Source organism: Actinophytocola gossypii, from assembly GCF_025165815.1.
In the GTDB taxonomy this organism is placed as follows: domain Bacteria; phylum Actinomycetota; class Actinomycetes; order Mycobacteriales; family Pseudonocardiaceae; genus Actinophytocola; species Actinophytocola gossypii.
The window spans coordinates 147,921-158,188 of sequence record NZ_JAFFZE010000025.1 but is presented as its reverse complement, the minus strand read 5'-3'; the positions used below and the strand labels follow the sequence as shown (position 1 = coordinate 158,188).

Below are 10,268 nucleotides of genomic sequence, written 5' to 3'. Positions count from 1 at the left end.
TCCCGCGCCGGCTTCCGGTCACTCTTGCGTGGACTCACAAGGTCCGATGTCATCACTCACAGTGCCCATCCCGCCGGACCTCAGCCCGGCGTGTCGGGCCGGAAACACCGATCTTGGAACAGTCCCCACCCTGAACACCGGAGAACCCTATTAGGGATACATCGCCAGCCAGATCGCGATCCAACGCGACTGCACCGGGGTCGACCTCGACGAGCGAGCGGCGGTGCCGAAGGTGTCGTTGTGCCGAAGCTGAACATCACGGGTACATCGCCAGCTGGCCAGATCAGGATGTGGCCGTAGCAGGCCTCTCATGCCCTTGACGACCTACCGATCAGCTGACTCACACGCTGAGGCGTAAGGCCCAACACGGCTGCGATCTCCCGTCCTGAAAGGCCCGATCGTTCCAACTGCTTGGCCACTTCCCGCTGCTTGGCGGCTGCTTCCCGCTGCCTGCGTTCCGCTTCTCTGACTTGAGCGCGTGCCACCTCGACTTGCTTCGCCAACTCGTCGTCGAGCTGGGGAACGATGTCGACAGCAAAAGAAGTCTCGTCGTCGAGATCCAGGGCAAGAGCGATGTACTCTCGGGCGGTGGCGTCAGCCTTCGAGAGGGTCGCGACTTGCGTTACCCCGACGCCATCGACGTGGAGCTCCCACCCGCGTGCCCAACGCTTGGCGACAACAAGATAACTGTCAGTCACTGTAGCCATCCTTCTCGTAGGCAATCGAGCTTCCCGATGACGTCTCTAACTACTCCAGGTGATACGACCTTGTGTCTTGGCACGATGGACTGGTGCTTCCCGCATGGGCAGACCCACTTCTCATGGCTCCCGCGAGTGGACTTGAGGAAACAGCCTTCATCGAGCAGTGCTCGTCGCACGTCCTTGTAGACCATCGCTTTAACCACCACTGTAATCTAGCCCCCCTTGATTAACAAGGTCTAGGGGGGCTAGATAAAGAGTTCGCGAACCGTCGCGATCAGGGATACATCGCCAGCCAGATCGCGATGTAGTGGCTGATCGCGGCGAGCACGGTCGCGGCGTGGAAGAACTCGTGGTGGCCGAAGACGTGGGGCCACGGGTCGGGCCAGCGGGTGGCGTAGAAGACGGCGCCCAGGGTGTAGAACGCGCCCCCCACCAACAACAGCACGAACGCCGCCACCCCGGCGTGCTCCAGCAGCTCCGGCAGCACGAACACCGCCACCCACCCGAGCGCGATGTAGATCGGGGTCCCAAGCCACCTCGGTGCGTCCGGCCACAGCAGCTTCAGCGCCACCCCAAGTACGGCCCCGCCCCACACCACCGACAGCACCACGTACCCCGTCTCCCGGGGCATCGCCAACAAGGAGAACGGGGTGTACGTGCCCGCGATGAACAGGAAGATCATCGAGTGGTCCAGGCGCTTCATCCACGCCCGCACCCGCAGGCTCCGCCACCACCGCCGGTGGTACAGCGCGCTCACGCCGAACAACCCCAGCACCGTCGCCCCGTACACCGACGTCGCCAGCGCGGCCGTGCCGGACACCGTCGACGCGGCCAGCGCGATCAGCACCGCACCCGTCGCCACCGAGACCAGGAACGACCAGTAGTGGATGACCCCGCGCAGGCGGGGCTTGACGGGCCGGGGCGGTGGGGTCATCGTCGCGGCGGTCACGACCCCAGGTTACGGGACCGTAGGTTGTGCCCGCGTGGTGAACCGGGTCACGACCAGCCCACCACCTCGCGGTGCTCCACCGCCAGGCAACGGTCCATCACCACGTCCAGGCCGCCTTCCGACGCCACGGTCGCACCTTCGGGGGAGAGCACGCCCAGTTGGAGCCACAGGGCACCGGCTCCGAGCGTCACGGCCTCCCGGGCGATCGCGGGCACGTGCTCGGGCCGCCGGAACACGTCCACGATGTCCACCGGGCTCGGCAGGGCGGACACCGACGGGTACGCGCGCAACCCCTGCCACGACGTCAGCTCGGGGTTCACCGGGAACACCGACAGGCCCGCACGCACCAGGTACCTCGCCACCCCGAAGCTCGGCCGCGCCGGATCGTCCGACAGGCCGACCACCGCGACGGTGCGCGCCTCCCGCACCAGGCGTTCGATCACCTCGAGGTCCTGCCATCGCTCCATGATTCCAGTCTCCCCCCACGGCGTACCCTGTTGGGACGTGAGTCCTAGCTGGCGGAGTTTCCGCAAGAAAGCCTCCCGCGTCGTCTACGGCCTGTACGACCGCCGCCTGATCCAGCAGGCCGCCGGCCGGCAGCCCCGCCACGTCGGCGTCGTCCTGGACGGCAACAGAAGGTGGGCGCGCGAGGCGGGGTTCACCGACGTCAACGACGGGCACCGGGTCGGTGCGACCCGGATCGCCGAGCTGCTCGGCTGGTGCCGGGACGCCGAGGTCGAGCTGGTCACCCTGTGGCTGCTGTCCACCGACAACGTCAACCGGTCGCCGCAGGAGGTGGCCGCGCTGCTCGAGGTCATCCCGGCGGTCGTGGACGAGCTCGCGGAGGACGGCAACCCGTGGCGGCTGCGGATCATCGGCGCGCTGGACGTCCTGCCGGCCGACGTCGCCGACCGGCTGGCCGCCGCGGCCCGGCGCACCGAGGGCCGCACCGGCATGGAGGTCAACATCGCCGTCGGTTACGGGGGGCGACGCGAGATCGCCGACGCGGTGCGCAAGCTTCTGCTGCGGCACGCCGAGAACGGCACCACGATCGAGGAGCTCGCCGAGGTCCTCGACGTCGACCACATCGCCGAGCACCTCTACACCTCCGGCCAGCCCGACCCCGACCTGGTCATCCGAACATCCGGTGAACAGCGGTTGTCCGGATTCCTGCTGTGGCAGTCGGCGCACTCCGAGTTCTGGTTCTGCGAGGCGTACTGGCCCGACTTCCGGCGCACCGACTTCCTGCGGGCCCTGCGCGACTACGCGATCCGGCACCGGCGCTTCGGCTCCTGACTCACTCCGGGTAATCGGGGCAAAACGGGCACACGTGCATCCGCACGTGCGTCGGGCAACACAAATTCACCCGGGTCGCAAGCTGTCGGGTGGGCCCAACCACAGGTAGCGTCCGAAGTGAGGGAGCGTGCCCACGCGGTCCCTCCCGGGAGGCCCAGGTCGTGATGGCAACGATCGAGAGGGCCGGCACCCGGCCCTCGCGGGCGAGCTGATCGCCCAGCCTGGGTGGGTGCCCGGCCCTACGAGGAGCGGACGTGGGTGCCGCGTTCGCGTTGGAGTTGCCGTGACTGCTTCGCGTTCCTCTGGAGGCCCGGGTGACCTGCGCCGTACCTACGTTCTCGACACGTCCGTGCTGCTCTCCGACCCGTGGGCGGTGACTCGCTTCGCCGAGCACGCCGTGGTCCTGCCGCTGGTCGTGATCGGTGAACTCGAGGGCAAGCGGCACCACCCCGAGCTCGGCTGGTTCGCCAGGGAGGCTCTCCGCCTGCTCGACGACCTGCGAGAACGGCACGGCCGGCTCGACCGGCCGATCCCGGTGGGGGACGAGGGCGGAACCCTGCACGTGGAGCTCAACCACTCCGACCAGACGGTCCTGCCAGCCGGCTTCCGCACCGACTCCAACGACGCGCGCATCCTCGCGTGCGCCCTCAACATGGCCTCGCACACCGATGGTGTGGCGCTGGTCACCAAGGACATCCCGCTGCGGGTCAAGGCCGCCGCGGTCGGCCTGGACGCCGACGAGTACCGCGCCCAGGAGGTCACCCCGTCCGGCTGGACCGGCATGGCCGACCTCGAACTGCCCGCCGAGGCCCTGGACACGCTGTACCGGGACGGCGAGCTCGACCTCGCCGCGTACGGCATCGAGCCGGGCGACCTGCCGTGCAACACCGGCCTGCGGCTGCTCTCCGCGTCGGCCAGCGCGCTCGGCCGGATCACCAAGGACAAGCAGGTCGCGTTGGTCCGGGGCGACCGCGAGGTGTTCGGGCTGCACGGACGCTCCGCCGAGCAGCGGGTCGCGCTCGACCTCCTGCTCGACCAGGAGGTCGGCATCGTCTCCCTGGGCGGCCGGGCCGGCACCGGCAAGTCCGCGCTCGCGCTGTGCGCCGGGCTGGAGGCCGTGCTGGAGCGGAACCTGCACCGCAAGGTCGTCGTGTTCCGGCCGGTGTACGCGGTCGGCGGCCAGGAGCTCGGCTACCTGCCCGGCTCGGAGACCGAGAAGATGCAGCCGTGGGCGCAGGCGGTGTTCGACACCCTCGGCGCACTCGTCAGCACCCACGTGATCGAGGAGGTGCTCGACCGAGGGATGCTCGAGGTGCTGCCGCTGACCCACATCCGCGGCCGGTCGCTGCACGACTCGTTCGTGATCGTCGACGAGGCGCAGTCGCTGGAGCGCAACGTGCTGCTGACCGTCCTGTCGCGGCTGGGCACCGGGTCGCGGGTGGTGCTCACCCACGACGTGGCGCAGCGGGACAACCTGCGCGTCGGCCGGCACGACGGCATCGCGGCGGTGATCGAGAAGCTCAAGGGTCATCCGCTGTTCGCGCACGTCACGCTGACCCGCTCGGAGCGCTCGCCGATCGCGGCGCTGGTGACCGAGATGCTGGAGGAGCATCAGATCTGAGGGTCGAGTAGGGGTAGCCCCCGGGTCAATTCGGGAGTTTCCCGGATGGTTCGGGGGCGCCCGGCACGAGAGCGTTTAGGGCATGACGAACCTCGTGCTGAGCCCGCCCCGCGGCACGGCTCTTCCGGCCCCCGCGCGTCCCTCGACCTTCGCCGTCCGGCTGGGCCTGGCCGGGATCGTCTGCTCGCTGCTGTTCATGGCGAACCTGACGGTCACCGCCTGGGACTCGATGAGCGTGCTGGACACGACGATGTCGGACTACGTGTTCGTGCCCGAGATCGGCTGGATGTTCGGCGCGGCGTTGCTGAGCATGTGCGTCGCCGTGCTCGGCGCGATGGCCGGACTCTCGGCGATCCGCTTGCTGGGCAACGGGTTGCTGCGGTTCGCACTCGTGCTCGCGGTGCTCGGGGCGGGGCTCGCGGCGGTGTTCCCGACCGACCTCGGCGAGTCGCTGTCGTTCTCCGCGCAGGTGCACCGGTACGCGGCGGGCGTGGTGTTCTTCTGCGCGCCGATCGCGGTGGTGCTGGTGGCCAAGCAGCTGACCGGGGTGGGCTACCTGGCGGGGTTCCGGCGCGCGCTGTACGCCACCGCGGCGATCACCACGGTGGTGCTGGCACTGTTCATGACCAGCCACTTCGGGGTGATGCCGGAGGCGCTGCAGGAGCTGAACGGGCTGTTCCAGCGGCTGCTGTTCGTGCTGGAACTGGCGCTGCTCGGGCTGCTCCCCCTGCTCCCGCTGCGCTGCCGGGGGCCGCACCGGGGGTAGGGGCCGGCGCCCGCCGTGCGGGAGGGGGGCACGGCGGGCGCCGGGGCCGGTCAGACCGGGAGCGCCGGGTCCTGGCGCTGACGCGGCCGGCCGTCCCGCGCGGTCAGCGACTGCAGGGTGATGGTGGCGTTCTGCGAGTTCTGCACGCTGTCGGCGTTCATCCACACCGTCTGGGTGCCGTCACCCTGAAGGTTGACCTGAATTCTTTCGTCCTCGGTGGGTTGGATGGAGAACAGCTTGTCCTTTTCTACCCTGCCGACGGGGAAGACGTTCTCCTTCGGGTTGGCGACGCTTTTGACCACGATGACCTCAGCCATCTCCTCGGTGAACTGGACGACGATGAACTGGTCCACGTCGCTCTCGATCGTGACGTCGTACCAGTGCGAGGCGGGTACGTCGAAGTACCGGGTGAATCTGCGGAACGCCTGTGGCTGGCCGTTGGCGGGTAGCGGCTGATTGTTGATGCCGCTGGTGTCGACCGGCATTTTCACGCTGCAGACGAACGCCTGCACGTCCGCGCCGGGGTTGCCCTGCAGGATCGAGGCAGCGACGGTGTTCGAGTCGTCGCCGGACATCAGCAGGACCGACGCGAGGCCCTGGTTGGCAGTGGTGCCGTAGACCGGGACCTGCTGCGGAGGGTGCGCGTTGCTCCAGGTGACGTCGACGATCGTGGTGGCGTCGTTCTGTGCCGCGTTGTAGAAGAAGAAGCCGTACACTTGGCCGGAGTTCAGCCCTTCGATGGTGGCGGTGTCGCCCTGGGTGAGCGTGATGAGCTTTCCGCTGTTCCAGTTGATCGCAGACATGACGGGGCCTTTCTTCACGGAATTGTTCAGGCGGGCCAAGCCAGTATGCGCTCGGAAAAGTAGGCCGGAAGGGCGCCAAACATCCTTCATTCAGCTGTGTCAGGTTTTCACCCGAGCGAGCCGGACCCGTTCACGAACCGTCGCCGTTTTTCCCCGTTGGAGGTGGCGCGGTTCGCTCAGTCCAGTGCGCGGTGCATGAACCCCTTGATGCCGATGGCGCCGAAGACGGCGCAGGCGGCCAGGATCACCGGGATGTCGACCCACAGCGGGATGGAGTCGACGCTCGGCACCAGCAGCGCGCGCATGCCCTCGCTGACGTAGGTGAGCGGGTTCAGCGCGCACAGCACCTGGAACCACCCGAGGTCGGTCAGACCCCGCCACGGGAACTGGGTGGAGCCGGTGAACATCAACGGGGTCAGGATGACCGCGAACATGATGTTGATCCGGCGCGGGGTGACCAGCGTGCCGATCGTCATGCCGATCGCCGCGCCGGCGAGCGAGCCGAGGACGAGGATGCCGGTGACCGGCAGCAGCGCGGACGCCGGCCAGCTCACCCCGGGCAGGATCAGGAACCCGATCGGCACCATGACCACGGCGGCGATGATCCCGCGCAGCGCGCCGAACACCATCTTCTCCACCGCCACCAGCGGGATCGGCATCGGGGCGAGCAGCCGGTCCTCGATCTCGCGGGTCCAGGAGAAGTCCATCACCAGCGGCAGCGTGGTGTTCTGCAGCGCGGCGAGGAACCCGTTCAGCGCGATGATCCCGGGCAGCAGGATCGCGGTGAAGTCGTCGCCGACGTAGCCGAGGTTCGTCAGCACCTTGCCGAAGATGAACAGCATGAAGAACGGCTGCAGGATCACCTGCGCCAGGAAGGGGACCAGCTCCCGGCCGGTGACGAAGATGTCCCGCCACAACACGTTGCCGAACGTGCGCAGCGAGATGGCGAACCGCGAACGTTCCCGCACGGCGGTGGTCATCGAAACTCCAATCGGTCAATATTCCTGCTGCCTGGCCGGAGGAGAACCGCGTTCACGCCCGCATCACCGACCGCAGGCGGGACTTCCCGCACACACTGACGACTCGGCTCGTTCGTGAGAACCAAACGATCGTGATCGAGGACTTGAACCTGTCCGACATGCTCAGGAACCGATGCTGGAGTACAAGGCGGCCTGGTACGGCCGCACCGTGATCACGGTCGATCAGTGGTTTCCGTCGAGCAATGCCCGCGAGTGGACCTGCCGGTGCGGCGTCGTCCATGACCGTGACGTGAACGCGGCACGCAACATCTTGGCCGCCGGGCTGGTGGTCACCGCCGGTGGAGACGGTGTCAGACCACGCCGGCACTAGTCGGTGAGGCAACCGTCGCGACCTCCCATCGGAGACAGAACCCGGAGGGAAGTCAACGGAGTTCCCGTCCGGTCAGGTGGATGAACACGTCCTCGAGGCTGGGCGTGCCGATCGACAGGTCGGTCAGGTCGCTTCCGGTGCCCGCCAACACTTTCAGTACGGAGGGCAGCACCACGGCCGGCTCGTGCTCGGTGTAGAGCCGGAACTGACCGCTCACACCGTCCGATGTGGTCGGTGCGCCGGGTAAGCCGCCCGGCGGCAGCGCGGGCGCGGCGGCGGTGATCCGCTCCACCCGCTCCACTCCGTCCACATCGGACAGCGTGGCCGCGACCCGGTCGGCGCCGGTCCCGTCGAGGGAGACGGTCACGGTGACGGTCGTGCTGCCCGGCAGCCCGCGGGTCAGCGCGGCCGGGCTGTCGAGCGCGAGGAGCTTCCCGTGGTCGACGATGCCGACCCGGTCGCAGAGCTTGGCCGCCTCGTCCATGTCGTGCGTGGTGAGCACGACGGTGACGTCGTCGTCACGCAGCTCGGCGATGCGGTCGTGGACGAACAGGCGGGCCTGCGGGTCGAGCCCGGTGGACGGCTCGTCGAGGAACAGCACCTTGGGCCGGTGCATCAGCGCACGGGCGATCATCACGCGCTGCGCCTGCCCCCCGGAGACGTTGTCGAGCCGGTCCTTCGCCCGGTCGGCGAGCCCCATCCGCTCCAGGATCTCGTCGGCGAGCCGGTTCCGCTCGGCGCGTGGAACGCCGTGGTAGGTGGCGTGGAACAACAGGTTCTGCCGGATGTTCAGCGACCGGTCGAGGTTGTTGCGCTGCGGCACCACGGCCAGCAACTCCCGCGCCCTGGTCGACTCGGTCCGCACGTCCACCCCGTGCACCGAAGCCCGTCCCGAGGTCGCCAGCACCCGCGTGGTCAGCACGCCGACGGTCGTCGTCTTGCCGGCCCCGTTCGGTCCGAGCAGCCCGAAGACCTCACCCCGCCGAACGGTGAAACTCAGCCCGTCGACCGCCGGTTTCGGCGCCTTTTTGTACTGTTTGACCAGGTCAACAACCTCGACGGCATTCACGTCGCCCAGGCTATCCACGCGGGCAAGCAGGATGTTCATCACCCTGCGGGTGGAATGAGCCCCTGATCGTGCGCCCATTTCGCGAAGCCGCCGGCCTGGAATGGCAGCCGGTACTCACCCTCGAGAAGATGGTCCGCGACTGTGGAGATCAGTTCAACCGTCAGCTGACTCTCCCGTAGCGCCTCGCACAGCAGCCCCAGCGTGCCGATGTGCGAGATGCCGCTCGCGCGAGCGATCTTGCGCGCCGGCCCGTCGTCGATCACGGCGACTGCCCCGTTGGCCTTCGCGTAGGCGAGCACGCCGGACTCTCCCACGTTGCGGCCCCTCGCGACGAGCAGCGATGCGAACTGCGTGAACGCTTCGAGTTCGGTCTCGCTCACGAGACTGCGGTGGTGTAGCCACGGTGCGTCCAGCACGAGCTGGACGTGCGGCCGACCTTGAGCCCCTGCGCGCAGCTCGTCGACCACGGTGTCGGGTACCACTGCGGTTCTGGTTCCCACGACCGTTCTGAGGATTCCCAGCCAACCCTCGCGAGCGAAGTGGCAGAGCGGTCCGTTGTCGAACACGAGTTCCTGGTCGGCCACGATCAGATGTACTGCCAGATCTGGTCCGCCGGACGAGTGGGCAAGTCGGGCAGCATGTCGTCGGTCCAGGTGTCGAGCAGCAGATCGAGCGCGCGCGCCGCGGAGATCGACTCACTTCGGAACAGGCGGAGCACAGCGCGCTCATACGGCCGCGGCAGGGCCGGCGGACTCAACTCCTCGCCCACTACGAGATCAAGCTCGACGATGTCGGCGCGGGTGGTACTGATCGTTCGGATGCGACTGGCTTCGGATGGACTGACCAGGCCGAGTTCGACCAGGCGTCGGGCGAGCGTCGCCATGTCCACTTGGTATGAACTCGCGAGCCGAACCGCCGCGGTCCGCAGGTCGCCATCCTGTGCGGTGTGGTCCGCCCATTCCGCTCGTAGACCTGGTTCCGGCAGGAGGAAGGCACGCGCGAACCGGTCGAGGATGCTCTCCCGCTGCTCGGCGTTCAGATGCTCAGCGATCCGCCAATCGACCGTGTAGTCGTCCGCGACTAGATAGTGGCCGAGTTCGTGCGCCAGGGCGAGACGTCGCCGACCGACGCGCAACCCCCCGTTGATGACCGCGATGCCGCCCTGCCGAAGTAGAACCGTTGCCGCATCGGCTGATTCGACACCGAGGTCGAGGGAGAACACCAGCAGGCCGAGCTGTTCCACCTTGGTGGCGAGACCCGTACAGGGTCCGTTGTGGTGCATGCCGATCGCGTGGCGCGCGGTGGCGGCGAGTTCTTCGGCCTGCGTCACGTTCTCCGGCACCGCGTGCGCTGGCGTGAGGCTCAGGACCAGTTTGTCGTCGAGGCCGAGTACGAACTCGACTTCCCGGGTGATCCGCTCCGCCAGGGAATCGATGCGGGCGTTGGCCGCGCCGGGCTCCTGGGCGTTGCGCCTGGATATGACAGCCTGCGGTGCGTCTCGGACGAACCACTCGATTCGCACGTCCACGGTCTCGGCGAGTCGGGCAAGTTCCAGGGCCGAGACGCGACGTTGACCGGTCTCGATCTTGGCGAGCGCCGAGCGATCGAGTGACACGGCCGCGGCCAGCTGTACCTGAGTCAGACCGGCACGAGCGCGAGCTTCGGTGATCCGCTGTCCCAGGACCTCCGGATCGATGCTCATTTGTGCGATTA

The 10,268-nt window shown here is 67.9% G+C and carries 14 protein-coding genes; 5 read left to right on the top strand and 9 right to left on the bottom strand.

From position 1 onward, the window contains the following. Positions 1 to 308: 308 nt before the first annotated feature. The 4 genes from JT362_RS31115 to JT362_RS31100 form a co-directional block, all read right to left on the bottom strand. Complete coding sequence (locus JT362_RS31115; protein ID WP_260195421.1) at positions 309 to 698, bottom strand: hypothetical protein; 390 nt, start codon at positions 696 to 698, stop codon at positions 309 to 311. Then, a complete protein-coding gene (locus tag JT362_RS31110) occupies positions 695 to 892 on the bottom strand; it encodes a type II toxin-antitoxin system HicA family toxin (RefSeq protein ID WP_260195419.1) in 198 nt (65 codons plus the stop codon). Before JT362_RS31110 ends, JT362_RS31115 begins: the two co-directional genes overlap by 4 nt. Positions 893 to 975: 83 nt before the next feature. Further along, a complete protein-coding gene (trhA, locus tag JT362_RS31105) occupies positions 976 to 1,635 on the bottom strand; it encodes a PAQR family membrane homeostasis protein TrhA (RefSeq protein WP_260195444.1) in 660 nt (219 codons plus the stop codon). Between the two features lie 62 nt (positions 1,636 to 1,697). Continuing rightward, positions 1,698 to 2,117: a CoA-binding protein gene (locus tag JT362_RS31100; protein WP_260195418.1), complete on the bottom strand. Its 420-nt coding sequence runs from the start codon at positions 2,115 to 2,117 to the stop codon at positions 1,698 to 1,700. Between the two features lie 37 nt (positions 2,118 to 2,154). Between JT362_RS31100 and JT362_RS31095 the strand changes: the two genes are divergently transcribed. From JT362_RS31095 to JT362_RS31085, 3 genes are all read left to right on the top strand, one after another. Then, entirely contained in the window at positions 2,155 to 2,946 is a 792-nt protein-coding gene (locus JT362_RS31095) for an isoprenyl transferase (protein ID WP_260195417.1), read from the top strand. A 283-nt stretch (positions 2,947 to 3,229) separates the two neighbouring features. Further along, entirely contained in the window at positions 3,230 to 4,567 is a 1,338-nt protein-coding gene (phoH2, locus tag JT362_RS31090) for an RNA 5'-3' helicase PhoH2 (RefSeq protein WP_260195415.1), read from the top strand. 82 nt (positions 4,568 to 4,649) lie between these two features. Continuing rightward, entirely contained in the window at positions 4,650 to 5,333 is a 684-nt protein-coding gene (locus JT362_RS31085) for a DUF998 domain-containing protein (protein WP_260195414.1), read from the top strand. A 50-nt stretch (positions 5,334 to 5,383) separates the two neighbouring features. Here the strand turns inward: JT362_RS31085 and JT362_RS31080 are convergent, their stop codons facing one another. Continuing rightward, complete coding sequence (locus JT362_RS31080; protein ID WP_260195412.1) at positions 5,384 to 6,175, bottom strand: hypothetical protein; 792 nt, start codon at positions 6,173 to 6,175, stop codon at positions 5,384 to 5,386. Positions 6,176 to 6,312: 137 nt separating this feature from the next. Next, positions 6,313 to 7,116 (bottom strand): ABC transporter permease, encoded by an 804-nt coding sequence (locus JT362_RS31075; RefSeq protein ID WP_260195411.1) that lies wholly within the window; start codon positions 7,114 to 7,116, stop codon positions 6,313 to 6,315. A gap of 20 nt (positions 7,117 to 7,136) precedes the next feature. Between JT362_RS31075 and JT362_RS31070 the strand changes: the two genes are divergently transcribed. After that, the gene (locus JT362_RS31070) at positions 7,137 to 7,328 is read left to right on the top strand and encodes a transposase (protein ID WP_260195442.1); all 192 of its coding nucleotides are present in this window, start codon (positions 7,137 to 7,139) and stop codon (positions 7,326 to 7,328) included. Further along, positions 7,289 to 7,486 (top strand): zinc ribbon domain-containing protein, encoded by a 198-nt coding sequence (locus tag JT362_RS31065; protein ID WP_260195410.1) that lies wholly within the window; start codon positions 7,289 to 7,291, stop codon positions 7,484 to 7,486. The genes JT362_RS31070 and JT362_RS31065 overlap by 40 nt, the downstream gene beginning before the upstream one ends. Before the next feature lie 52 nt (positions 7,487 to 7,538). Here the strand turns inward: JT362_RS31065 and JT362_RS31060 are convergent, their stop codons facing one another. From JT362_RS31060 to JT362_RS31050, 3 genes are read right to left on the bottom strand one after another with little or no spacing between them, the layout of a single operon-like run. Beyond that, on the bottom strand, positions 7,539 to 8,594 hold the full coding sequence (locus tag JT362_RS31060; RefSeq protein WP_260195409.1) for an ABC transporter ATP-binding protein: 1,056 nt from the start codon (positions 8,592 to 8,594) through the stop codon (positions 7,539 to 7,541). Next, complete coding sequence (locus tag JT362_RS31055; RefSeq protein ID WP_260195408.1) at positions 8,594 to 9,139, bottom strand: PIN domain-containing protein; 546 nt, start codon at positions 9,137 to 9,139, stop codon at positions 8,594 to 8,596. Before JT362_RS31055 ends, JT362_RS31060 begins: the two co-directional genes overlap by 1 nt. A gap of 2 nt (positions 9,140 to 9,141) precedes the next feature. Then, on the bottom strand, positions 9,142 to 10,257 hold the full coding sequence (locus JT362_RS31050) for a helix-turn-helix domain-containing protein (RefSeq protein ID WP_260195407.1): 1,116 nt from the start codon (positions 10,255 to 10,257) through the stop codon (positions 9,142 to 9,144). Positions 10,258 to 10,268 lie beyond the last annotated feature (11 nt).

What these genes read in the sequence shown, in the direction of transcription:
- JT362_RS31110 (WP_260195419.1), bottom strand. Translation starts at nt 892, where the DNA reads ATGGTCTACAAGGACGTGCGACGAGCACTGCTCGATGAAGGCTGTTTC.
- trhA (WP_260195444.1), bottom strand. Translation starts at nt 1,635, where the DNA reads ATGACCCCACCGCCCCGGCCCGTCAAGCCCCGCCTGCGCGGGGTCATC.
- JT362_RS31100 (WP_260195418.1), bottom strand. Translation starts at nt 2,117, where the DNA reads ATGGAGCGATGGCAGGACCTCGAGGTGATCGAACGCCTGGTGCGGGAG.
- JT362_RS31085 (WP_260195414.1), top strand. Translation starts at nt 4,650, where the DNA reads ATGACGAACCTCGTGCTGAGCCCGCCCCGCGGCACGGCTCTTCCGGCC.
- JT362_RS31075 (WP_260195411.1), bottom strand. Translation starts at nt 7,116, where the DNA reads ATGACCACCGCCGTGCGGGAACGTTCGCGGTTCGCCATCTCGCTGCGC.
- JT362_RS31065 (WP_260195410.1), top strand. Translation starts at nt 7,289, where the DNA reads ATGCTGGAGTACAAGGCGGCCTGGTACGGCCGCACCGTGATCACGGTC.
- JT362_RS31060 (WP_260195409.1), bottom strand. Translation starts at nt 8,594, where the DNA reads ATGAACATCCTGCTTGCCCGCGTGGATAGCCTGGGCGACGTGAATGCC.
- JT362_RS31050 (WP_260195407.1), bottom strand. Translation starts at nt 10,257, where the DNA reads ATGAGCATCGATCCGGAGGTCCTGGGACAGCGGATCACCGAAGCTCGC.